This is a genomic window from Nocardia sp. NBC_01388 (assembly GCF_045040085.1).
In the GTDB taxonomy this organism is placed as follows: Bacteria; Actinomycetota; Actinomycetes; order Mycobacteriales; family Mycobacteriaceae; genus Nocardia.
Genome location: NZ_CP109553.1, coordinates 3,134,637 through 3,156,955, shown reverse-complemented (window position 1 = coordinate 3,156,955; position 22,319 = coordinate 3,134,637). Strand labels below are relative to the sequence as shown.

Sequence of the window (22,319 nt, the reverse complement as noted above, 5' to 3'; positions counted from 1 at the left end):
AGGAAGCGATGTCGGACTTTACGAGCCTGCCGGATCTGGCGCTGCGCACCTACCGCGCCAGCGTGATCGCCGCGAGCGACGAATCCTTCGAAGAGCGCGAGAATCTCATCCATCCGTGGGAGCCGCGCTTCTCCGCCGAAACCTTCGGCACCAAGGGGCAGGAATACGACGGCTGGGAGACCCGCCGCCACCGCGGCCCCGGCCACGACTGGGCCATCGTGCGGCTGGGCATGCCCGGTATCGTGCGCGGCGTGGTGATCGACACCGCCTGGTTCAAGGGGAACTACCCGCCGCACGCCTCCGTCGAGGCCTGCCGGGTGTCCGGCTATCCCGCTGTGGCGGAACTTGATTCGGCCGAATGGGTGGAGATCCTGCCGCGCACCGCGCTGGGCGGCGACGCGCGCCACGAGTTGCCGGTCGAGGACGAGCGGATCTTCACGCACGTCCGGCTGAACATGTTCCCGGACGGCGGTATCGCCCGCTTCCGCGTGCACGGCGAGGTGGTTCCCGATCCCGCTCTGCTCGCCGGGCTCACTGTGGACCTGGCCGCACTGGAGAACGGTGCGCGCACCCTGGACTGCTCGAATATGTTCTATTCGGCACCGGACAATATGCTCGCACCAGGCCTGGCACGCAACCAATCCGAGGGTTGGGAAACCGCGCGCCGCCGCGACGACGGCAATGACTGGGCCGTGATTGCGCTTGCGGCCCAGGGTGTTCCGGAGTTGATCGAACTCGACACCACGAACCTGGTTTTCAACTCTCCGGGCGAAATCCGGCTGCTGGGCATCGATCTCGCCGAAGGCGAACCCCTGCCCACAGACCCCGCCGCCTGGTTCGAAGTGCTGCCCCGCGTGACGATTCAACCCGACACCCCGCACCGCATTCGCGTAGCGGCCGACGCCCGGCGGCCCATCACCCACATCCGGCTCGATATCTATCCGGACGGCGGCCTCGGCCGACTGCGAGTCCATGGATCGCTCACCGCGGCAGGCACGAACCTGCTGGAAACTCGTTGGGACGCTTCCTGATCGGAAGGCGACTCTCTCTCAACCCCGCGCCGGCCCTGTTTACCCAACAGGCCCGGCGCGGGGTTTTTCAGTTGTTGCTGATCCCTGCTGAGGAGAGCACGAGGGTACGGCGCAGTCGCCAGGGCAGCGCCGTGAAGAGCGCGGACATGGCGGCGGCGGTGCCGGGGAGATCATCGCGGCCGGAGAGGTAGGCGCGCTGTCGTGCGGCGGGGAGTGTGAAGAAGGCGTCGAAGAAGACAGGGAGATCCTGCGGGGGGAGTGCCAGCAGGACGCGCAGTCCGGCCAGGCGCAGCGCGTGTACGGCGCGTGCCGAGTGCGGCCAGATCGAGTCTCCGGCGGAGAGGGTGTCGGCGGTGCGCAGGGCGGTCGCGACGCTGTAGCCGGAGGCGGGATGCAGTAGTCCGCCTGCCGCGCCGAAGGTTGTGCGCCCGGGCTTGCCGCCGTGGACGGGGAAGCGTACGCGCTCGATGCGTTCCTCTCCGGTGAGAGTGATTCCGCGCGAACGTAATCGGTGCGTCAGACGGTCGCGCAACACGGTGCTGTCGAGGGCCGGGCGTCCGGCGAGGCAGGTCTCCTCGAGGAGTACGGCGTCATCGCTCAGTGGTACCGCGTAGAGGAAGGAGCGCGGCTCGCTCGGGTCCGCGCCATTGTCCTGTCGCCAGTCCATGAACAGCGTCTCCGGCTCGGCCCATTGCGCCCGGTCCACCACGACGCCGTAGGCGGTCTGCTCGGCCAGAGCGGGGGAGCGCGGCACCCCGCGCGCGTTGATGACCCGGCCGGCGGGGAGCACCGCTCCCGACGCCAGTCGCACCGAGGGCAGATCGTGCGCGTGCTGCCCGGAACGTGTCGGCGCGACAATATCGGCCACCCGATCGGTCAGGATGCGGGCTCCGGTGAGATCGAGTGACTCCTGCAGTCGTGCGGTATCGAAGACGACATAGCGCCGCGCCAACTCCACGCGCCGGGTCGTCCAGGCAATGGGGTTATCGACCACAGCGGCCAGCACCTGCGCGGAAACCCAGTCCGGCAGCTCATCGGCCCAGGCGGCATAGGTGGCGTTCCACTGCCGCTCGGGCTGCGGATCGACCACGGTCACCGACTGGCCCTGCCGCAATGCCCGATATGCGAGGGCTCGCCCCGCTGGGCCCAGGCCGCAGACAAGTAGATCGGAGGTCATGCCGTGATTGGATCATGATCGACAGGCGTCATACAGTTCGATGACTTGTTGCCGGGTCGGGAGGGTTCCGGCACACCGCGAAAGGCGAACACATGACGTATCCCCCCGGACCTCCGTCCGGACCAGGGTTCGGAGGCGATCCGTACGGCCCGGGGCAGGGTCAGCAGCCGCCGCAGGATCCGGCGTGGTGGGGTCAGCCGGTGCAACCCGCGCAGCCGCAGCAGGGGTGGCCCGGCGAACAGCCCGCGTGGCAGCAGCCGCAGGCGCAGCCGGGCTGGCAGCAGCCGGTCGAGCAGCCGGGTTGGGTTGGGCAGCAAGGGTATCCGCAGCAGCCGGGATATCCGGCCGGGCCGCCGCCGCAGCCGCCGCGCCGCAATACCGGGCTGATCGTCGGCATTGTGCTCGCCGTGGTCGCGGTGCTCGCGATCGGAGTCGGCGCGATCGTCGTTGTCACCAGGAGCGGCAACTCCGATAACCAAGCCGCCGCCTCCTCGACGACCACCGTCGCACCGACCACCACCGGCACCACGACCACGCGGCCCACCACGACCACCAAGAGCGCGCCCGCGGGCGGCAAGTTCACCTACTCCGAATACGGGCAGGTCTGGAACTTCAAGCTCGGTGATGTGGCGCTGCAGGCCGATTGGGTCGAGGGCCATGACTACAACAGCTGCGCACCGGTCGAGGTCAAGGGCAAACTCACCGGCCTGGGCTGCCAGTACGGCTCGTCGCTGGTGTGGAAGGCGGAGAACGGCGCGGTCATGCTCACCCAGTTCATCCTCACCATGAGCGATGCCGACAAGGCGTCGGCGGCGTCGGGGCAGTTCGACGACAAGGACATCAACCTGCCGTCGGGCAGCTATATCTCGAACTGGGAGACCGGTAAGTGGCGTGACGGCAGCCAGTCGCAGTTCGTGGTGATCACATTCGCGACCGCCACCTCCGACGTCGATGCCCCCACCGTGGAGAAGTACCTGAAGTACCGGCACAGCGATACGCTCGCCGCGCTCGTCTGGCGCTGATCGGCCCGGCAGACATCCTCCCCGCACCGAATCACGGTGCGGGGCGGACGTTTCGATCAGATCCCGCCGGTGGCGAGCAGCCCGCCGTCCACGCGAATGGTGGTGCCGGTAATCCACGAGGACTCGCTCGAGGACAGGAACCCGATCAGCCCCGCCACATCCTCCGGCGACCCGAGCCGCTTCATCGGGTACACCGCCGCGGCGGCTTCCTCATCGGCCGAGTACAGCGCGTCCGCGAACTTGGTCTTGATCACGCCCGGCGCCACCGCATTCACCCGAATATTCGGCCCGAGCTGCCAGGCCAGTTCCTCGGTCAGCCGAATCAGCGCAGCCTTGGACGCACCGTAAGCGGCGATCACCCCGGTGGACCGCAGCCCCGCGACACTGGCGACATTCACCACGGCCCCGCCGTGCTCACCCATCCACGCCTTGTACGCCTCCTGCACATACCCCAGCGCCGCAACAACATTCACATCGAAGATCTTGCGCACGGCATCGAGATCAGCCTCCATGAGCGACCCGTACACCGGATTGATCCCGGTATTGTTGATCAGCACATCCAACGACCCGAACTGCGCCACCGCCGCGGCAACCTGCTCGGCCCGCGCCTGGGCCTCCCCGGAGTTCCCCGCGACCGCCACCACCTTCCCCGCATACCCCAGCCCCCGCAGCTCCTCGGCCGCCTCCTCCAGCGGCCCCAGCTTCCGCGCCGTCACCACCACGTTCGCCCCGCGCCGCAACAGTTCCGACGCCACCGCAAACCCGATACCCCGGCTCGCCCCGGTGACCAGCGCACTCTTGCCCAGCAGATCATCACTCATGTGACGGCACAGTACTTCAGTCACGTGACCTGTGCGGTTCCGCCCCATGAAGGGGTTCATGCCGTCACTTCATATCGGTGGTGCAGTCACAAGGAAGCGTGGGTTCTGTGCAGTCACATACGGATTCAGGCAGACGCGGTCTGACCAGGGCGATGGGTCGAGGCCAGGGGACGCCCCTGCGCATCTTGCCGGACGATCGCATGATCGGTCTGTGTATTCTGAACTTTCATCGCAACCTCTCGGCAATCTCTGCCCCCCGCCCGCTGTCGCAGTCTGATGTCGCCGTGTGTCGCGCCGGGGACCGGTAGATGTTCGAATCGTGTTGTACACCATTCGATATCGCACACCTTCTGCGGCATCGATACCGATTGGACGTGCAATTCGCTGCGTGCCAACCCGTCCTGGTGTGCGGTGCCGAGTTCGGCGCGATCGACATGCCATCGGTGCTCGGCGGGCACGTACTACCGCTGCTGTCGTTCTCCTCGGTGCCGGTGATCGCCGACTCACGCCGCACGAGATGGACCTTCCTCGTCGGCATCGCGCCGCCGCAACCGGGCCCGGTCCGGGCCGATCCGACCCTGGTCGAGTACGGCGTCGTGCAGCGGGCGCGTGGACAGCGGGTTCTGCTTCCGGTCTCGAATTCCGGAACCGGCTCGCAGTGGGCCAACGAGCCGGCCCCGGGCGGCGGTACGCCACAGGCGTCGTCGGTCCTCGCGTCCGCAGCGCGCGTGATCGCCTCTATGACAGGTCTCCGATGATTTGACCGCGATCGTTACCTGGTCCTCCGGTGCTGCTCAGCTTCTTTGATTGAATGCCGACGACGCCGACCGGCCCGGGGGTAGTCGCTGGGGTACCGCCCGGCCGTCGCATGAGCCGCCGACGGCCGGGTCGGTGGTCGTGGGACTTGCCGGCAGCTGCGGCTTCGGCGAATCCATAGGCCCGGTTTCGCCACGACGACCGCTGTTATTGCCTCACTCCAGCGCTCGTGGGGTAGACCAATGGTGAGATCAGTCGTTCGGGGGGACCTATGCCGAGGGTGCAGGAGCATCTGGCGAACGGGGATGTGGAGTCAGCAGCCGCTGCGAGCGGGAGAGGCGGGTCCGGTACGGGTGGTTGAGGGTTGATCGGCTCGGGTTGTGAGCGATGAAGTTGGGGGTCAGTAGCATTCACCCGACGTCTTCACCTACTCGAAGGGAACGCTGTCCATGGCACGCAAGGTCGTTGTGACTCTCGTTGACGATTTCGATGGAAAGTCCGAGGCGGAGGAGACGGTGTTGTTCGCGCTCGACGGCGCGGAATACGAGATCGATCTGTCGGGCCCGAACGCCGACCGGCTGAAGAGCGAACTCCAGCAGTGGACTGTGCACGCCCGCAAGGTGGGACGGGCGTCGCACGGTAAGAGCGGCCCGGGCCGGCCGGCCGTGGACCGTGAGCAGAGCGCCGCCATCCGGGAGTGGGCTCGCAAGAACGGCCACGAGGTCTCGAGCCGCGGGCGGATCCAGGCCGGCATCGTTTCCGCGTATCACAGCGCGAGCAAGTAACAGCTCCATCGCCCGTTGTGCTCGATCTTCATCTTCGCGCCGACCGCCTCGGCGGCATCAGAGCCTTTCGGTCGGCGTGAGGGCCGACATCGTCGAGCTGAAGGGTGGCACGTACAGCCAGCACAGTCTCTACGTGGCCACCCGGACGGCGATCGCCAAGAAGGGCGCGGCGATCACGGTATTCTTCGACGCCCTGGCGGACGCCGGAACCGAACTGTTGTGGCGCGGTGGACGCACCGGTCATCGGAGCCGATCACGTCCGCGCCGGCGAACTCATCGCCCGGCACCTCGTCGATGAACATCAGCGCGGGGACATCACATTCGTCGGAAGTTTCACCGAGGCCGACGTCCACCATGGCGACCGCGAAACTGTGCGGCAGCGATTCGACGGCGTCACCACCGTCATCGGAGCGGGCATCGCGCACATCCGCACCGAGCTGACCCCCTCCGGTGCCTACGTGGCGGTCAGCGCCGCAATTCGCAATCCCGGCCCGCCCCCCGCAAGCAATGGTGGCCGGCACCTACGGGCAGACCGCCGCCACCATCCGCGCCGTCATCGACGCAGGACTGCACATACCCAATGACATCCGCATCGTCGGCTTCGACGGCAGCGACAACGGCTGGCGCCGGACGGAGCCTGCCGGTTGATCTTTCGAGGCGCCGCGCCGGCCGTTCCGCTCAGACCAACGCCGAAATGACTGCGGTGTCACTGATTTCGAGCAGGTGCCGGCGTGCCTTCGGATCGTCGGCCTGTGTGTGCGGATGGCCCTGCCTGGTGCCGTTGAAATACCGGCCTGTTGTCTGCGCCAGTCCCGGATCGCAGATCAGTCGGAGGGTCGCGTCGGTGCCTTCGGCGACAGTACTGATCGGGGTGGCGCCGGATTCGCGCACCATGGTTGTCGCCATGAGGGTGGCCGGGTGCAGGGCGTTCACGGTGACACCGGTTCCGTCGAGTTCCGCGGCGTACTCGATGGTCGCCATGATCATCGCCAGCTTGGCTCGGCAGTACGCGGTATACGCGTTGTAGTCGTGCTCGGGGGTCGGATCGTCGAGGTCGATCTCCTGCTGCCCGGCGGAGGCTACGTTCACCACCCGTGCCGGAGCCGAGGCCTGCAGCAGCGGAAGTAGTCGTCGTGTCAGCCGATATGGTGCCAAATGGTTGACCGCCCAAAGTAATTCGTTGCCGTCGGCGCTGAGTTCGCGTGTCCCGTCCGGACGGCCCGCGGTACCGGCATTGTTCACGAGCACATCCAATCGCGAAGTACGGGCGATGATCTCGTCGGCCAGCCGGTCCACCTCCGTAAGTCGCGACAGGTCGGCCAGGATGATCAGCGGAGCGTATCCGCTCGCGGCAGTTACCTCGGCGGCGACCGCTGCGGCCCGATCTGGGTTGCGGCCGTGCAGGATAAGCCGGGCACCCGCTGCGCCGAGTCGCACCGCGAGTTCACGGCCGAGCCCGTCCGTCGCACCCGTGATCAGCACGGTTCGATCGTTCATGCGGTCGATATTGTTGTCGCTCATAGTGTTTCCTTGAAATCGGATGTACGCGTCGGCGGGGAACCGGTGATTGGAACCGAGATCACCGCATTGTCTCTGCTGTGGCGACGAGCGTGGCTCGGCCCAGGATGTGGCCCGCGATGGTGAATCCGAGCAGAGCCGGCGTGGAGTCGGAGGCGATGCCGATGTCGTCCACATCCAGAGCGTGCACGGTCACAAAATAGCGGTGCTCACCGTGCCCGGCCGGGGGTGCCGCACCGATGTATCGAGGTAGGCGCGCGTCGTTCGGCAATTGGAAGGAGCCGACCGGTAAGCCACTGCCCGTGTCGTCTCCGATGCCCTCGGGAAGGGTTGTGGTGGTGGCCGGGATATTGGCGACAGCCCAGTGCCAGAAGCCGGAGCCGGTGGGGGCATCCGGGTCGTACACGGTAACGGCGTAGCTCTTGGTACCCGCTGGGGCGCCGCTCCAATTCAACTGCGGGGAAACGTCTTTGCCGCCGGGAGTGCCGGAGGACCACTGCGCGGGCGGCCAGGCGGCGCCGTCGCTGACCGTGGTGCTGGTGACCGTGAATGCGGCTGCCTCGGGGAGGCCGGCGAAGGGATTGTTTGCGCTCATCGTGTCGCGCCTTTCGAGTCGTACCGGATGTACAAGATCGACGATAACAGAAATAATCGATGATTTGTCAAATCGTCTATGATCGAGTGATGACTCGGACAATCCCCAACCCAGCCCAGCCGCCGAAGCAGATGCTTTCCGAGCAGGTCTACGCACAGCTGCGGAACGCGATCATGCGCGGCGAGTACGCGCCCGGTGACGCGCTCAAGCCGCAGGATCTAGCCAGGCAACACGGTGTGAGCCTGGCGGTGGTGCGCGAGGCGCTGGTGCGGCTCGTCGGCGAGGGCCTGGCCGAACGGCTGACCAATCGCGGCTTCGCGGTCCCAGCCTTTTCCGCTCACCGCTGGCAACAGATCGGGGAGGCCCGCCGGACCATCGAGCCAGTCCTGCTACGCATGTCGATCGAACGTGGTGACGTCGACTGGGAAGGCGACGTGCGAGCGGCCCACCACCGCTTGGCGCGCACACCGGCATTCACCCCGCCGGACGACGAGTACTACAGCGAAGGATGGGCCGAGGCCCATCGGGTGTTCCACCGCACCCTCCTGCAAGGGTGCGGCAACCCGGTGCTACTGGAAACCTTCGACCGGCTGTGGGTCGCGAGCGAGCTGGCCCGCCGCTGGTCGGCACACCGCAACCCCGAGCGCGACGGCGTTGACGAGCATCGCCGATTGGAGGAGGCGGCGCTGGCCCGCGACCCCGACACCGCTGCCGACATACTCACTCGACACCTCACCCTGACGACGGCCGCACTGGCAGAGCAAGGAGGTGCCGGATAGATCGGTGACGGTCGATGTCGGTGGTGGTGTGTTGGATGGTTGGCGCCGACCGTAATCGTCGACACCACACGCGCGGTCGATCTCACCGATCCCGCTGCGCAGATCAGGACTGTAGCCGGCTCGTAGATGCCGAAGGCCGACTAACCGGTAGTCCCTCCAGTGAACAGGCCCTTCATCGGGGGAACCATTCCGCAGAACGAGGCGGCATAGTCCTGTTGGATCCGGCGTCGCACTGAATCGAGAACACCGTGGGAAGACCGGTGCGACAGCAAGACTCGTGACGCGAGTCGATCGACTTCTCCGGGGTGCCGATCAGGGCATTGAGGGGGCAGGGCATGTACGGCGGTGAGGAGTGCGATGAGGACAGCTGTTCGCGGATCACTGTCCGAGGGGTCGATCAGCGCACGGTGGATCGATGTGCGTAGCGCGTATTTCCCGGGACAGTCGAGTGTCGGCCAACTCCACCGGCGGAACAGGCCGTATCGACGTGCGGGCATCGCGCAGGTCAGGTGATGGTCGGCGAGCCGCCGGAGCGCGTCCTCGAGGCTGTTACGTTGCCGCCCAACGAATCCGGGTCGGTCATGGCCCCGCAATGCCACTCCGGTGTCATCTGCGATGTGTGTCGCGGCGTCGAGTCGGGTGGCCGTTTCGACGGCGAAAGCGACGTGAGCGCGGTCGACGAGAAATTCCCCGGTGTGGTCATCGAGGAGCAGCCACAGCAGATCATCGGCAATCGAGGTCATGGGGTCGAGCTTGCGGAAGGTCCGCTGTGAGCACGCTGAGACGGCAGAAGGACCGGCCTCTACTAGAGGGGTCCCTCGGGAGGTGAACGGGCGAAATAGGGGCTGACCCTCGATATCGAAGGTCGCGTCCGTGGCGGGCCACCGGTGGGCAGGTGTCAGCGGCTCAAGGCATTGGGTTTCGAACGGTTGCGATCGCGCGGTCGGGAGTCAATTCGCGGGGGAGTACGAGGTATCCCGTGCGGTTGATGAAGGCTACGGTGTGGTCGGCGATGCGGATGTGCTTGATTGCCTCATAGGGGTGGTGTGCAATCCCGGTGACGGTCGTGACCTCGATATAGTTCGAGGTGTAGCGGGCTTGCATGGCGGCCCCCGGGAACGCATAGGCGCGTACGCGATTCGAGCCGCGCTGGGCGTCTGTCCGGCTGAACAGCGCGAACAACGCCAGGACGAGGCCGAAGACAACGACGTAGAGCAGCACGATTCCCGCAATGCTCCAGATATGGCCGATGGGGCTGTACTCGCGATGCGCTGCTGCGGTCGTCTTGATGATGAGAACCAGCGTGGGGGCCAAGGCAACCCCGGCGGCGATCAGCCAGATTCCGGGTTGGTGCCATTTTATCGACAGCTCGGTGCGGCTGATCCGGACGGCGGTCTCGGGACCGGCCACCCAGCGAACAACCAAGCAGCCGTGCGGATCTCGATACGTCGTTGCTGAGATTGGATACATCGCACTGCCTCTCTCGAAGACTCAGGCCAATCGTGTCGGTACCCGGGGTCGACCGCTGTCTTGCCGGCAGCGAATTCCGCACGGCGACTCGGCTACCACGGGTTCAGATGCCGCCGATAATGCATGTGCCGTCGCTGAACTGGTGCCCGCCCAGCGTGCACTCCAACTGATCCAGCGACCGTGCCAGTGCGGAGGATCCGGTCTGCTGGAGAAGGATCTGGATCAGGTCCACACCGTAGGCGGCGGCGGAACCGGTGAAGTTCGAGGATCCGGAATCGGCGACCGAGGCGGCGGCCGGATCCGGCGTGGCCGCAGCGGCGACTGCGGTCGCGCCGACGGCCAGTGTGGCGCAGAGGGCAGCGGTGGCGGTCAAGCGGGAAAAAGATGACATAGCAGTCCTTATGATAGTGAATAGTGTTGTTGCCCGGGCGATTACGTGGGACGCACTCTATGGGCGCGCTAAACGCTACGCCGAGGGCGCGCCATAAGGCTCTCGAGCAGGGCCCCTGATTGGAGTGCCCCGAATTCCATGGGCCGACCCGAACGCCCCGCGTGTGGCGAGAGCCGATCGGGAGAACAAGGATGCGTCGACACCGGCGGGATGCACTGAGCGATGAATTGCTCAGCGGTTACCCGCGGGTGTCAGGGCTGCCGATACAGCGCATGGTCTCGGTTGCAGGCCGGGAACATGGTTCGGTCGGACGAGAAAAGCGGCAGGGCCCGGGCTGCGGGCGGCGGCACTTGGCCTGGCCCCTGCCGTTCAAGGCTCCACCAAGATCGGCCAGCAGTTCAACAAGAATCGCCCGGTGTTCGATCGGCGTCTCCTATCGGCTACGTCCTTGGGACTGGGACACCGAAATCATGACCGGCACATCGGAAATGGCTGCTGCACGGTGCCAGACGCTGCGTAGTCGCAGGGGAGTCGGCGATGAGCGGTGCCGGGCCAGGCGAAATCGGGCCCCGTTGCGGGTATGGAGTGCCGGAGTTCGCGACCATCGGGGAGCTCTATCAGTGATCGGGGAGTTGCCCACCGACGGGACGCATCGTTGGTTGTCGGCCCGAGATCGGTTGTGGCATGGTCGAATAGCGGGATGTTGTTTCGCCAGCTCGGGTACTTCGTCGCACTGGCCCGGGAGTCATTTCGCACGGGCCGTCGCAGCTTGTTACGTGTCGCAGCCGGCGTTGTCGGAGGCCATCCGTAAGCAGGAGCAGGAGCAGGAGCCGAAGGTGTAGCGGGGCGGATCTTCGAGGGTCTGACGCCAGAGGGGGAGCGGCTGGTGCTGTGGGCGCGCCGGATCCTGGCCGATCACGACGCACTCAAGCAGGAGGTCGTGGCGCTGCAGACCGGATTGACCGGCGAATTGCGGCTCGGTGTCATTCCCGCTGCCGCGACCAACCAATTCCTCATTCATACGGCGCACCTGTCACCGGATTGGACCGGCTCGATCGCCGCCGTCGTCCTCGGATTCGCCGCCGCGGCGGCCTCCGAACGCCTGCGCATGCCGATGTCGGCCTCGATCCTCACCGGCGCTCTGCTCCCGGGCCTGGTCCTGTATCAAGGCATGGTCGTGGAGTTGTTCCACACCTCCGGCATCGGCTACTTCGTCCGCGCCTTCACCATCTGCGTGGGTCTCGGTGTCGGTGCGGCACTGGGAGTTCTGCTGTTCTATCTGACCCGGTCATCACCGCGCCGCGCCCGCTGACCTCCCCGTATGAGGCGCTGGTTCGGCGCGAATGCGAGTCTGTCTCCACCCGGCCCGGCGGCCGGATGGAGACAGGGTTACACGGTGGTCAACTGCCGCAGGGTGATTCAGCCGTGGGATGAGCCTCCGGATGAACCGGTCTTGAATCCGTTCGCCGAACCGCTGGGAAGGCGGAGGTTGGCATCGGAAACGCCGGTGCCGTCGGGACCGAGGGGGACCCTCGGTGCGTAGGCACTCTGGCCCGGGGCCGCCTGGAGGGTGGTGACGTACTTCCACAGACCGTCCGCGGCATCGGCGCGGGCATCGCACTATCCGGGGCGCTGGTTCTCGCACTGCGCCTGGTCGCGGAGTGGCGAGCAGCGTGGTTCGCCGCGGCTGTTCTCGCGACGATCCTCGCAGCAGCCGCCTGGCGTCTGCGCCCGGACTCCGCCGCTACCGTCGAAGCGGACAAGGTTGCGCCCCAGCCACTTACGACACCCTCGCGTCGCCTGTTCGCGGCACTGTCGACCTCCTACACGCTGGAGGGCGTCGGATACATCATCGCCGGCACCTTCCTGATCGCCGCCATCGAGCAGAGTTCCCCGGGCGGTCTCGGCAGCAGCGCCTGGGTCCTCGTCGGCATTGCCGCCGTCCCCTCGGCGGCCCTGTGGACCTGGCTGGTCCGCCGCTATTTCCGCTCGGTCCTGCTGATGGCCGCGCTCCTGCTGCAATCCCTGGGCATCGCTCTCCCCGCCCTATCGGGCAGTCCCGCAGCCGCATTGGCCGCCGCGGCACTGTTCGGCGGCACCTTCGCCGGCATCAGCGTGCTGGCCCTGGCCGCCGGCGCGACCCTTCGGATGCCACATGCGGTCGCGGTCTTGACCAGCGGCTATTCGGTCGGCCAGATAGGCGGCCCCCTCCTCGCCGCCCCGCTCCTGCACAACGGTTACCGCCCCGCCCTCCTCCTGGCGTCCGCAATAGTCCTCACAGCCGCTTTCGCCGCCCTCCCGCTTCGGGAAATTGTGACCGGAGGTCACCCCTCCACGGCGTAGTTGTCGGTGACGCTCTCCACGGATTCGACGAACGGAAGAGCCCCGACCTGGTCGATAGCGTTCTCGGCGATCCCGATTACCAATGGGTCCGGATATGTGCCGTAGACAACCATTCCACCCAGTGCTCTGAGCTGAACGCGAAAGGTCTCCGCGTCAGTGACAGCGGGGCACAACGGCGAGAACCGCACTCGATACACACCTTCGTCGACCATGCCGTCTCCTTGTCGATCCGGACTGACTTTGCGGTTGTGGTTTGCCCGTTTTTCCGCTGCGCACACATTGTTCTCCGCATACACATTGCTCCGGTGCGATTGCGGATGGGATGCCGGGGTATCCGGACGAAGGAGGTGGACCATATGCCGAAGGAATGGGCGAGGCCTGAGGACACCACGTCTTCGGCGGAGCCGCCGCGTACGCGAATCACCCTCAGTCCTGATGGCCCGGCGATGGTCGAAGGGCCGGTGGAATTGGTGCGAGCGGATGGTACGACGGTGTGTTCGGACCGATTCCTGGTCGCTTTGTGTATGTGCCGGCGCAGCAAGAGTTTCCCGCTGTGCGACACCAGTCACCGCAAGCGGGCCAGGCGCACCGCAGAGTAGGGAGCTGCACCGCGTCAGCCCGTGATGGAGGGGCGTAGTGAGCTGTGCCCCGCGCGCCAGCTATCGAGCGTATGCCGGCTGAAGCGGTCCTCGAGCAGATTGGTGGCCTGGATACCGAGCACAACCGATTCGGTGAGCCCCGGTTCGCGAGCGAGCAGATTGGCGACCACGTCGTGGCGCATCACCTGTTCATGCACCGCGTCCGCTTCGACATGCTCCGCATAGAAAATCAGGCACTCTGGTGCGGCACCGAGCCTTTCGAGCGCGGCGATCATCCGGCGCGCCCCGGGTGAGGAGGTGATCTCGGCTGCGGCGAGGTGTCCGACCAGTGCACCACGGTGTTCCCGATGCAGCCCGAACAGCGACATCATGTTCACGATGGCCAGCATCGGAGCCGGGACAGCGTCGAGGTAATGCAGATACTCGGTGTTCAAACCGGCTGCGGCCATGAGGTTCACATACAGCTGAGCGTGGATGCGGTCACCGCGCCCCCCGCCGAATTCATCGAACTCGACCGCGACCAGGGATGCCTTCTCCTGGCCTCGCAGACGGGGGATCACCCACGCATGCGGGTCGCCTTCCTTGTGATGGTAAATCGAACGGTGCACGAAGAATTCGCGGAGCTGCTCGTGATCTCCTTCGGTGAGGAGATAACCCGCGATGCCCGAATCATCGGCAGGCGACGCCAGCAGCGCCCGGAATTCCTGTTGCACATCGGAGCCACCAGCCACGCTGCCGCGCAGCGCATCCAGGAACGGCTGTTCTATGGCAGCGCGAAAACGCAGCAGATCAGGGTCCCATTCCCAGGCGGAGTCCACGGCGTGAAAACTCTGATAGTGCAACTCGTAGCAGAGATGCAGCGCCAATTGCAGATCATCGCCATAGGGGTCGGCGTTGCCGGGGTGGGGTAGTGGGGTGCGGGTGGGTGGTGCGGTGCGCAGCACGTTCACGACCGCCGCGGACAACTCGCCCCGCGGCACGGGCAAGCGCCGAGGCTTGTGAAGGACATCGTTCAGCGTTGACTGCGCCGGGTATTGCTGGACGTTGGTCATCGTTGATCACGCTCCTGCTTCGAGGCTCAGTTCCGCGAGGGCGAATTCGCTTGTCAGCCGAAAGGATTCGACGAGCCCCGGGAGGCCGGACGCCGCAGCGATACGTTGCCGGGTGGCACCGGTGCCATGCTGGTGCACTGCGGTCAGCAGTCGCGTCGCCTCAGTGGTGTCGCCGACTTCCTCGAGTTCGTCGGCGATCCATTCGGTCAGGTTTTTCACCATCTGCACCGCGGGCACTTGCCTTTGCTCGATCGGATCGATCGCCGGTCCGTCGAGACCATAGCGAGCCGCCGCCCACACCGCGGCCGCGGCAATCTGATCATCGATAGGGGGTCCTTCGATTCCGGCTTCCAGCTTGCGAATCGCGGTGTGCACCAGACCCCGGGTCAGCAGCGCCTGCAGGACGGCGTCGTCGACGGTCGCGGCGGTGTCCACTGCGCGCACTTCTACGGTGGGATAAGCGTCGGAGGGCCGCGCCATCCAGAACGACATATGGTCGTCGATGAGGACACCGCACTCCATGAGGATTGCTATCCGCTCGCGATATTCGTCTGCTGAACGCGAGAACGGCGGTAGGCCGGCACCGGGAAACCGGGCCTGTTCCGCGATCCGCCAGGAGCTGTAACCGGAATCGCGGCCATTGTGGAATGGTGAATTGGCGCCGATCGCGACCAGAATCGGCAGCCAGGGCCGCAGGTGATTCACCACGGCGACGGCTTGCTCCGCGCTGTCGACGCCGACATGCACATGAGCCCCGCACGCGGTGTAGGTGCGCGTCATTTCCCCGTACCGCTGGTGAATCCGTTCATATCGACTGTGCGTGGTGACGTCCTCTGGAGCGCCGCAGGCCGGTGCTGTTCCGACCGGCAGCACCGCCAGGTCGCATTGATCGGCCGCGGCCCCGAGTCGTTGCCGGGCGGTGCTCAGATCAGAGCGCAGCCCTTTCATGCCGGTGTGGACGCCCGATACCGATTCGATCTGAACTTTCTGCAGTTCCGGTTTGAACCTCTCGGATGCGCCGGGATCGAGATCGGCGCGCAGCCGACCCAGAACCAGATCCGCCTCCGGTGTCGGAACTCCGGTGGCGTCGACCAGGAGAAACTCCTCCTCGAATCCCACTGTGCGCCCATGGTTCATCGGTTCCGCCTTCTGCCGAGGTCTGAGTTCCTCAGGCTTTGTGCTGTGCGGAGGATCTGGCGGGATTGGCTTGTCCGGCGGCCTTGGGATCACGGTCGTGCTGTTTGTTCTGCACCCCCGCTTCGATGCGATCGCCCAGATCCTTGTCGACATTGCGCCAGTACTCGAAGGCCCGGGCCAAGACCGGTGCGGTCACGCCATTGAGGAGGTGACCGACGATATTGTCGACCAGCCGGGTGCGGGCATCGTCGTCGAGAACTTCGCGAACCATCGTTCCGGCCTGGCCCCAATCGTCATCGTCCTTGCGCGGCGTGTATGCCACGCGCACCATTTCGCCGTCGGTATGCCAGCCCACCGGCTCCCCGGAAACAGCAGGGTCGGCATGGGGTCCGCCCTTCGAATTGGGTACGTAGACAGGATCTCCCGGGTTGTGGTGCCGCATCGCGCCGTCCTTGGTGTAGGACCGGACGGTGGTGGCGTGCGGTGAATTGACCGGTAGCTCTTTGTAATTGGCGCCGATCCGGTGCCGATGCGCATCCGGGTAGGAGAACCACCGGCCCAGGAGCATCTTGTCCGGGCTCGGGCCGGTGCCGGGTACGGCATTGCTCGGTTCGAAGGCAGCCTGTTCGATCTCGGTGTGATAGTCGGCGGGATTGCGGTTCAACGTCATTCGGCCGACCTCGATCAGCGGATAGTCGCCGTGCGGCCAGACCTTGGTGAGATCGAAGGGATTGAAACGGTAGGTCTTCGCGTCATCGAACGGCATGATCTGCATCTTCAGCGTCCAGCTCGGGAAGTCGCCGCCGCCGATCGCCTCCCACAGATCCCGCGTGTGGTAGTCGGTGTCCATGGCGGCCATCTGATCACCCTCGTCCTGGGTGAAGAATTCGATGCCCTGATCGGTGATGAAGTGGTATTTCACCCAGAACCGTTCGCCCTCGGCATTGACCCACAGGTAGGTGTGACTGGAGTAGCCGTTCATATGCCGCCAGGTACGCGGAATGCCGCGATCGCCCATCAACCAGGTCACCTGATGTGCTGATTCCGGTGACAGTGTCCAGAAGTCCCACTGCATATCGTGATCGCGCAGATTGTTGTCGGCGCGGCGCTTCTGCGAACGGATGAAGTCCTGGAACTTCATCGGATCGCGCACGAAGAAGACCGGGGTGTTGTTGCCCACCAGGTCGAAATTGCCCTGCTCGGTATAGAACTTGAGGGCGAATCCGCGCGGGTCCCGCCACGTATCCGGGCTGCCGCGCTCGCCGGCGACGGTGGAGAATCTGGCCAGCACCTCCGTCTTCGCGCCGGGCTGGAAGACCGCGGCCTTGGTGTAGGCGCTGACGTCGTTGGTCACCTCGAATTCCCCGAACGCGCCGCCGCCCTTGGCGTGCGGCTGTCGTTCGGGCACCCGCTCCCTGTTGAAGGCCGCCATCTTCTCGATCAGATAGGCATCGTGAAGCAGGATCGGGCCGTCGGGGCCGACGGTCAGCGAGTGTTCATCACTGGGTACCGGAATACCGGCGTCGTCGGTGGTGAAGTTCGGCTCGGACATGTTTCTCCTTCTCTACCCAACCTGGTGTCGGAGCGACGGCGTGCCAATGCGCGAATAGCCCGTATCGGCACGATCAAACAAGGGTCGTCGGTGCTCGCGGGGTAGTTGCCGCAACTCATAGATTCGGGCTATGACTGCATAGAGAGTGATGGGCTACCGGGTGGACGGCGTCGGGGGCACGCTCGAAGGGAGCCCGCCGATGCAGCGGATGAGAGGAGCCGATCATGACCTGTCAGCGCCGTCGCCCCACCTTCCCGGAGTGGCTGGGGTACACCGTCGGTCGTCCCATGCCGGAAGATCTGCGCGGCTGGGTACTGCATGACCTGACCGGAAAGCACGCGTACACAAGGCATCTCGTGCGCGGGATGGTTCCGTTCCTGCCGATCTTCGCCGTCTTCCTGCTGCTGTTCCCCGGGCCGCTGTGGCTGCGCGGCGCCATGACACTGCTGGCGCTGATCCTGGCCCTGTTCTACTGCGCGGCCTATATGGCCCCGAATCGCGCCTACCGGCTGGCCCAGCACGGTCTGCCCGCGGACCTGGACGCGCCCGGAGTCCTGCACGCCACCGACCTGGAGCGGGTTCGCTACGCCCACAACCATCCGCACTGACGACACGCAATCCTTCCGCCCGAGACGCGCCGTGACGTCGAATTCATTCGGTCACATATCTTCTCGCCTGGATGTTCGATTGTTTCGTCTCGGTATCGAATCCGGATTGGCGGACGTTCGCGAGGTAGCGTCGAATCCGCACTTCACACAGTGTTATTCGTGGAATCGGAGGCGCGGATATGCGTGGTGGCGGTCGTGTAATTGTTCCGAGGCTCGTCAGTGAAATTCTGGAATTCTGTGATCGTTACCGCGTCGCATCGATCGTGAGGAATCTTCGGTGACCGCGCTGATCGATCTCTCGATAGTCGCCGAACCCCGGGTTCGGACTGTCGAGTGCCGCACGGTCGAAGTGCTCACTTGCATCGATGACATCGACCGTTTGCGGGCGGTGGTGGCGCCTGTAGTCGAGCGTTGCCATCGGAGGTGGTGCGGGCGAAATGATATTGATGCCTTCCCGCCGATCGGCCGCTGGCAGCATATCGAGCGCCCACCGGCGCCGACCGGCTGCCGCACCCCGAGGGAGCACATCCGCATTGCCGCGCTCGGCCGCCGCCAGCACCTGGACCCGGTCCACGCACTCGAAGCCGCGCTCATGATGACCTCGGGCTGCCCGGCCTTCGTCATCGCCGGCGACCCGGGCCGGGATGCTCGCCTGCCCCGCAGCTCCTCCGGGGCCCGCACGCTGGTGATCACGCTCTTCGCGCTCGACGGTGATGATCTCTCGCTGGCCGAGGGCCTGCTCACCGCGGTGCTGGAGCTGTGCGATGCGACGCTGCTGCGCCGGAACCTGCGCCACGATCAGCTGGCCCTCACCGACTGAAGTTCCACCCCGGCAGCAAGGCGGCGGCAATCGTCGCCGGTAGCTCGCGTCGGCCGCGATCAGCAGTAGTGCCGCCGCCCCCGATGTGATACCGCCGGAAATGGAATCAGCATAATTCGGTAAGGATGATGTGCGGTCATGGGGTCATATGTATTGACCCTCAGTGTGATTCACAAATTAATGAGTATGCGCTCGATGTGGAAGATGTGATCCGCGCGCGTCGCCAGCTGAATTCGGCAGGCTATTCGACGAAGGCTTTGATACGTTCGAGCGTCTCGCGCATGCCGTCGGTATTGGTCTTGGCCCGCGCGAGACCTGCCACCGCCCAATACAGCCGCAGCACCGGGGTGCGGTGCAGTTGGAACGATTCGGTGACGTCGGTGCCGCCCTCGACCGGTTCGAACACGTAGCGCCAGGTATTGATCTCCATACCGCCGGGGCCCAGCACGGTGAAGGCGAATTCCCGGCCGGGTTCGCAGGCGATGATGCGGCAGACGGTCCAATACTTCAGGCCCCACCCGTTGCGGTTGACATGCCCGCGGAACTTCACTCCGACAGCGGGCGCCGTCGCACCACCGACCCATTCGGCGGCAAAGGTTTCCGGACTGAACTTCCCTGTGTTCGTGATGTCGCTGACGAGCCGCCAAATCTCTTCGGCGGGAGCGGCCATCCGAACTGTCACACTGCCCTGCATGCCCGTACGCTAACAGGCCGCCGAGTCTGCCGCCGCGTGGTCATACTCCGCACAGCGGCATGATGTCCGGCCGGCCGCCCGTCGTCGGCGAGGTCAGGTAGAGGCACGGATTCTCGTCGGCGCGCACGATGGCGGCGCGCACCTGTTCCCACTGCGATGGCTCCAGGCCCGGGGTTCGTGACAGGACGAAGCCGGATGTCCGTCCGGGATCGGTGACCAAGGCCCACGAGTAGTCCGCACCCAATGCGGTGACGATGTAATTGACCGGCCCGTCGAGTTGGTCCTGTGTCGGCACGCCGGGGAAGCTCACATGCAGCTGCGCTCCTGTCGCGGCATCGGCGACGCGGGCGGTGCCCTGTATCTCGTTGCGAGCCCCGGTCCACGTGGTGCACGTATTGTGTACGGACACATCGCCATTGGCGTCCTGCGCGTAGTCGGCGCGGGTATCGCGAGCGCAGATCAGATTGAAGTACTGCGGTATGGCGGCCAACTGATTCCAGGCACCGAGATAGCGGGTCAGCTCCAGGCTGGGCACCGGTTCGGGCGCGGCAGCGGCATGGGCGGAAGCCGGTGCGGCCAGCGCGGCGAGGCTCAGAGCGCAGGCGATCGGCCGAAGGCGGCGAGCGAGTTTCACGAGTCTTCTCCTTCATTGGCGCAGTCGGATCGATACTACACAAATCGATGCATAATCGATTCAGAACTGGACGCATCGAGCATCGACTCTCGCGCTCCCCGGCGGATCCGGCTGCTCGCGAGGCCGTAGTACGGGTTCTCGCCGCGAGAAAGGCAGAATAGGACGATGACCGCACGTTCCGTTTCTCCGGCCGAGAGCGGGCTCAGTTATCCGGTGCGGATTGTCGCCGAGCGCCTGGGCATCCCGACCGCGACCCTCCGGACCTGGAATCAGCGCTACGGAATCGGGCCGGCCGCCCATCAGCCGGGCCGGCATCGCCTCTACACCGAGGCGGATATCGCTCTGCTCGAACGCATGCGCGCACTGATCGATGCGGGGGCGAGCCCGTCCGGCGCCGCCGAGCTGGTGCGCGCGGGCAGCGCGCGGCGCGGCGACACCGCGCCCCTCCTGCGGGCGGCATTCGCTTTCGACACGGCGGCGGTGTCGCGGCTGCTCACCGCGCATCTGCGTGATTTCGGTGTGACCGGCACCTGGGACCTGCTGTGCAGGCCCGCCTTCGCGGACATTGTGGCGCGGCAGGGCGAGGGCGAGGGCTGCATCGATGTCGAGCATCTGCTGTCGTGGTGCGTGATGTCGGTACTGCATCGCACCAATCCGCCTCCCGCGAGCGGGGTTCCGGTGCGGGTGCTACTGGCCTGCACCCGCGGGGAGGCGCATTCCCTGCCGCTCGAGGCATTGCGCGCGGCCCTGGCCGAGCGCGGCGTGGGCGCGCACATGCTGGGCGCGGATGTGCCGACCGATGCGCTGTCCGACACGCTCGGGCGGCTCGAGCCCGGGATGGCGGTCATGCTCTGGTCGCAGCAGGAGTCCACGGCGCTGACCTCCGCGGTGCGGGCCGGGATATCGGCGGGCGCGCAGGTCCATGTCGGCGGTCCGGGGTGGGTGGCGGTCATCCTGCCGGAGCAGGCGATCCGGGTCGCGGACCTGTGGGATGCCGTCGAGCGGCTGAGCTGATTTCCCGCCGCGTCAGGTGCCCACCCGTGCGGACTCGGTGGCGTCCGCCGTGCGGCCCAGCAGATGACGCAGTGCCGCTTCGAGTTCCGGGGCGCGGAATCGATGGCCCGCGGCGTGCAGTCGAGCCGGAACGACCCGCTGGCTCGCCGCGGCGAGTTCCCGGGCGCCCTGTCCCCCCAGTACAAGCGCCGGTCCGAATCCCGGTACCGGCAGGATCGCGGGGCGGTGCAGTACGGCGGCGAGCACCCGCGTGTATTCGCTGTTGCGCACCGGTTCGGGCGCGACCGCGTTCACGGCGCCCGACAGCGAGTCGTCCCACAGCGCACGGTGATACACGTCGATGAGATCGTCGATGCCGATCCACGACAGCCACTGCCGGCCGTTACCGATCCGGCCGCCGAGGCCGAGTGTGAACAGCGGCCGCAGCAGGCGCAGTGTGCCGCCGGCCGGTGACTGGACGATCCCGGTCCGCACCCGCACCACGCGGCATCGCGCGGTCTCGGCGGCCTCCTCCCAGTCGGCGACCACATCGGCGAGGAACCCGTCGCCGCGCGCGCTGTCCTCGGTCAGCGACTCGTCGCCGCGGTCGTAGCCGTAATAGCCGATCGCCGATGCGCTGACGAAGGTGGAAACGCCTGCGCGGGTGGCGAGTTCGGCCAATGCGCGGGTGGGTGCGATACGGGAGTCGGCGATATCGCGCTTGTGCCGCTCGGTGAAGCGGCCCGCGATGGACGCGCCGGCCAGATGGATGACCGCATCCACGTTCGCGAGCAGATCCGGCGCCGGTGCAGCGGGATCCCAGCGGCGTTCGCCGGGGTTCCGGGGAGCGTGCCGGACGAGCCGGATGACTGTGTGGCCGCCGGTGCTGAGAAATGCGGTCAGCGCGGTCCCCACCACACCGCCGGCGCCGGTCACGGCAATGGTCGAGCGCGGGAATCCGTGCTCGGCCGCGATTCGATGGGCAGCCAGATCATCGGCCAGCTGCTGATAGCGGTAGACGAAGGTGGGGCGTAGCAGCCCCGCGGGCACCGGTGTCTCGACGCGGTCGAGGACGCGGGTGTGCGTATCGTCGACCGCCTCGAACTCGTGCGTGTGCCGCCACCGGACCGCCACTCCGGCCGGCATGGAGGCAAGACCGTCCACCCCGATCTCATCGGCGAACCGATGCGGTGGGTCATAGGCGGTCGGGTCGTGGCGGGCGACCCACCGCAACCCGCCCGGCAGTGCCAGGACGGCCTGGCCGTCGGCCAGCGACGCGGACTCCCGGATCAGCGACAGCGGCTGCCACGGCGGCGACAGCCGGGTGAATGCTCCCGGCCGGGCGAACCAGTCGAAAACCTCGGTCAGCGGTGCTGCGACAGTGCCCGAACACTCGATGCCCATGTCTCGACTGTAGCCAGACCGCCAGCAGATGCAACGTTTATGAATCGTTTCACTATGTGAATCGAAGGCGGAGCGGGCAGAATGAACCCATGGTTACTGCGCGGACGCGGCAGTCATTGCCGCCGAATGACTTCCGCT

General features: G+C 66.0%; 27 protein-coding genes and 1 pseudogene. 13 read left to right on the top strand and 15 right to left on the bottom strand.

Features of this window, described 5'->3' with window-relative positions; genetic code table 11:
* The first annotated feature begins 8 nt into the window (after positions 1–8).
* Positions 9–1,031: an allantoicase gene (alc, locus tag OG716_RS15475; RefSeq protein WP_405138315.1), complete on the top strand. Its 1,023-nt coding sequence runs from the start codon at positions 9–11 to the stop codon at positions 1,029–1,031.
* Between the two features lie 67 nt (positions 1,032–1,098).
* Here alc and OG716_RS15470 read toward each other — a convergent pair whose 3' ends face one another.
* Positions 1,099–2,208 (bottom strand): lycopene cyclase family protein, encoded by a 1,110-nt coding sequence (locus tag OG716_RS15470; protein ID WP_405138314.1) that lies wholly within the window; start codon positions 2,206–2,208, stop codon positions 1,099–1,101.
* Between the two features lie 92 nt (positions 2,209–2,300).
* On the opposite strand from OG716_RS15470, the gene OG716_RS15465 reads away from it, so the two are divergent.
* Positions 2,301–3,230, top strand: a complete 930-nt coding sequence (locus OG716_RS15465) for a hypothetical protein (protein ID WP_405138313.1) — start codon at positions 2,301–2,303, stop codon at positions 3,228–3,230.
* A 56-nt stretch (positions 3,231–3,286) separates the two neighbouring features.
* Here OG716_RS15465 and OG716_RS15460 read toward each other — a convergent pair whose 3' ends face one another.
* Positions 3,287–4,051, bottom strand: a complete 765-nt coding sequence (locus tag OG716_RS15460; RefSeq protein ID WP_355127662.1) for an SDR family oxidoreductase — start codon at positions 4,049–4,051, stop codon at positions 3,287–3,289.
* 374 nt (positions 4,052–4,425) lie between these two features.
* Here OG716_RS15460 and OG716_RS15455 point away from each other — a divergent pair, with 374 nt between their 5' ends.
* On the top strand, positions 4,426–4,809 hold the full coding sequence (locus OG716_RS15455; RefSeq protein WP_405138312.1) for a hypothetical protein: 384 nt from the start codon (positions 4,426–4,428) through the stop codon (positions 4,807–4,809).
* A gap of 447 nt (positions 4,810–5,256) precedes the next feature.
* Positions 5,257–5,592 carry an Lsr2 family protein gene (locus tag OG716_RS15450; RefSeq protein ID WP_405138311.1) on the top strand — a complete coding sequence of 112 codons (336 nt, stop codon included), beginning with the start codon at positions 5,257–5,259 and terminating at the stop codon, positions 5,590–5,592.
* Between the two features lie 173 nt (positions 5,593–5,765).
* Here OG716_RS15450 and OG716_RS15445 read toward each other — a convergent pair whose 3' ends face one another.
* Positions 5,766–6,017, bottom strand: a complete 252-nt coding sequence (locus OG716_RS15445; RefSeq protein WP_405138310.1) for a hypothetical protein — start codon at positions 6,015–6,017, stop codon at positions 5,766–5,768.
* 85 nt (positions 6,018–6,102) lie between these two features.
* Between OG716_RS15445 and OG716_RS15440 the strand changes: the two genes are divergently transcribed.
* Positions 6,103–6,240 (top strand): hypothetical protein, encoded by a 138-nt coding sequence (locus tag OG716_RS15440; RefSeq protein WP_405138309.1) that lies wholly within the window; start codon positions 6,103–6,105, stop codon positions 6,238–6,240.
* Between the two features lie 30 nt (positions 6,241–6,270).
* Here OG716_RS15440 and OG716_RS15435 read toward each other — a convergent pair whose 3' ends face one another.
* Both OG716_RS15435 and OG716_RS15430 read right to left on the bottom strand, forming a co-directional pair.
* Entirely contained in the window at positions 6,271–7,113 is an 843-nt protein-coding gene (locus OG716_RS15435; RefSeq protein WP_405138308.1) for an SDR family NAD(P)-dependent oxidoreductase, read from the bottom strand.
* Between the two features lie 58 nt (positions 7,114–7,171).
* Positions 7,172–7,705, bottom strand: coding sequence for a YbhB/YbcL family Raf kinase inhibitor-like protein (locus OG716_RS15430; RefSeq protein ID WP_405138307.1), 534 nt, complete (start codon positions 7,703–7,705; stop codon positions 7,172–7,174).
* 89 nt (positions 7,706–7,794) lie between these two features.
* On the opposite strand from OG716_RS15430, the gene OG716_RS15425 reads away from it, so the two are divergent.
* Positions 7,795–8,484, top strand: coding sequence for a GntR family transcriptional regulator (locus OG716_RS15425; protein ID WP_405138306.1), 690 nt, complete (start codon positions 7,795–7,797; stop codon positions 8,482–8,484).
* A gap of 140 nt (positions 8,485–8,624) precedes the next feature.
* On the opposite strand, the gene OG716_RS15420 is transcribed toward OG716_RS15425, so the two are convergent.
* On the bottom strand, positions 8,625–8,981 hold the full coding sequence (locus OG716_RS15420; RefSeq protein ID WP_405139696.1) for a GPP34 family phosphoprotein: 357 nt from the start codon (positions 8,979–8,981) through the stop codon (positions 8,625–8,627).
* A gap of 15 nt (positions 8,982–8,996) precedes the next feature.
* On the opposite strand from OG716_RS15420, the gene OG716_RS15415 reads away from it, so the two are divergent.
* Positions 8,997–9,257 carry a hypothetical protein gene (locus OG716_RS15415; protein WP_405140320.1) on the top strand — a complete coding sequence of 87 codons (261 nt, stop codon included), beginning with the start codon at positions 8,997–8,999 and terminating at the stop codon, positions 9,255–9,257.
* A gap of 133 nt (positions 9,258–9,390) precedes the next feature.
* Here OG716_RS15415 and OG716_RS15410 read toward each other — a convergent pair whose 3' ends face one another.
* Positions 9,391–9,894, bottom strand: a complete 504-nt coding sequence (locus tag OG716_RS15410) for a hypothetical protein (RefSeq protein ID WP_405138305.1) — start codon at positions 9,892–9,894, stop codon at positions 9,391–9,393.
* A gap of 163 nt (positions 9,895–10,057) precedes the next feature.
* Positions 10,058–10,345, bottom strand: a complete 288-nt coding sequence (locus tag OG716_RS15405; RefSeq protein WP_405138304.1) for a hypothetical protein — start codon at positions 10,343–10,345, stop codon at positions 10,058–10,060.
* Between the two features lie 700 nt (positions 10,346–11,045).
* On the opposite strand from OG716_RS15405, the pseudogene OG716_RS15400 reads away from it, so the two are divergent.
* Together OG716_RS15400 and OG716_RS15395 are read left to right on the top strand one after the other, a co-directional pair.
* A pseudogene (locus tag OG716_RS15400) lies at positions 11,046–11,372 on the top strand (LysR family transcriptional regulator); the annotation flags it as partial.
* Positions 11,373–11,839: 467 nt separating this feature from the next.
* Entirely contained in the window at positions 11,840–12,688 is an 849-nt protein-coding gene (locus OG716_RS15395) for a YbfB/YjiJ family MFS transporter (protein ID WP_405139694.1), read from the top strand.
* On the opposite strand, the gene OG716_RS15390 is transcribed toward OG716_RS15395, so the two are convergent.
* Positions 12,670–12,900 carry a hypothetical protein gene (locus OG716_RS15390; RefSeq protein WP_405138303.1) on the bottom strand — a complete coding sequence of 77 codons (231 nt, stop codon included), beginning with the start codon at positions 12,898–12,900 and terminating at the stop codon, positions 12,670–12,672. The two genes, OG716_RS15395 and OG716_RS15390, sit on opposite strands and share 19 nt — an antisense overlap.
* Before the next feature lie 105 nt (positions 12,901–13,005).
* Here OG716_RS15390 and OG716_RS15385 point away from each other — a divergent pair, with 105 nt between their 5' ends.
* Positions 13,006–13,287, top strand: a complete 282-nt coding sequence (locus tag OG716_RS15385) for a CDGSH iron-sulfur domain-containing protein (protein ID WP_405139692.1) — start codon at positions 13,006–13,008, stop codon at positions 13,285–13,287.
* A 14-nt stretch (positions 13,288–13,301) separates the two neighbouring features.
* On the opposite strand, the gene OG716_RS15380 is transcribed toward OG716_RS15385, so the two are convergent.
* From OG716_RS15380 to OG716_RS15370, 3 genes are all read right to left on the bottom strand, one after another.
* Positions 13,302–14,273, bottom strand: coding sequence for an iron-containing redox enzyme family protein (locus OG716_RS15380; protein ID WP_405138302.1), 972 nt, complete (start codon positions 14,271–14,273; stop codon positions 13,302–13,304).
* A gap of 72 nt (positions 14,274–14,345) precedes the next feature.
* Entirely contained in the window at positions 14,346–15,476 is a 1,131-nt protein-coding gene (locus OG716_RS15375) for a glutamate--cysteine ligase (RefSeq protein WP_405138301.1), read from the bottom strand.
* 31 nt (positions 15,477–15,507) lie between these two features.
* The gene (locus tag OG716_RS15370) at positions 15,508–17,028 is read right to left on the bottom strand and encodes a catalase (RefSeq protein ID WP_405138300.1); all 1,521 of its coding nucleotides are present in this window, start codon (positions 17,026–17,028) and stop codon (positions 15,508–15,510) included.
* A gap of 224 nt (positions 17,029–17,252) precedes the next feature.
* On the opposite strand from OG716_RS15370, the gene OG716_RS15365 reads away from it, so the two are divergent.
* Both OG716_RS15365 and OG716_RS15360 read left to right on the top strand, forming a co-directional pair.
* Entirely contained in the window at positions 17,253–17,636 is a 384-nt protein-coding gene (locus OG716_RS15365; RefSeq protein ID WP_405138299.1) for a DUF5313 family protein, read from the top strand.
* A 277-nt stretch (positions 17,637–17,913) separates the two neighbouring features.
* Positions 17,914–18,456 carry a hypothetical protein gene (locus OG716_RS15360; RefSeq protein ID WP_405138298.1) on the top strand — a complete coding sequence of 181 codons (543 nt, stop codon included), beginning with the start codon at positions 17,914–17,916 and terminating at the stop codon, positions 18,454–18,456.
* Positions 18,457–18,697: 241 nt separating this feature from the next.
* On the opposite strand, the gene OG716_RS15355 is transcribed toward OG716_RS15360, so the two are convergent.
* Together OG716_RS15355 and OG716_RS15350 are read right to left on the bottom strand one after the other, a co-directional pair.
* On the bottom strand, positions 18,698–19,150 hold the full coding sequence (locus tag OG716_RS15355; protein WP_405138297.1) for an SRPBCC family protein: 453 nt from the start codon (positions 19,148–19,150) through the stop codon (positions 18,698–18,700).
* 40 nt (positions 19,151–19,190) lie between these two features.
* Positions 19,191–19,784, bottom strand: coding sequence for a lipocalin family protein (locus OG716_RS15350; RefSeq protein WP_405138296.1), 594 nt, complete (start codon positions 19,782–19,784; stop codon positions 19,191–19,193).
* 165 nt (positions 19,785–19,949) lie between these two features.
* Here OG716_RS15350 and OG716_RS15345 point away from each other — a divergent pair, with 165 nt between their 5' ends.
* On the top strand, positions 19,950–20,798 hold the full coding sequence (locus OG716_RS15345; RefSeq protein ID WP_405138295.1) for a MerR family transcriptional regulator: 849 nt from the start codon (positions 19,950–19,952) through the stop codon (positions 20,796–20,798).
* Between the two features lie 12 nt (positions 20,799–20,810).
* Here the strand turns inward: OG716_RS15345 and OG716_RS15340 are convergent, their stop codons facing one another.
* Complete coding sequence (locus OG716_RS15340; RefSeq protein ID WP_405138294.1) at positions 20,811–22,181, bottom strand: TIGR01777 family oxidoreductase; 1,371 nt, start codon at positions 22,179–22,181, stop codon at positions 20,811–20,813.
* Positions 22,182–22,319 lie beyond the last annotated feature (138 nt).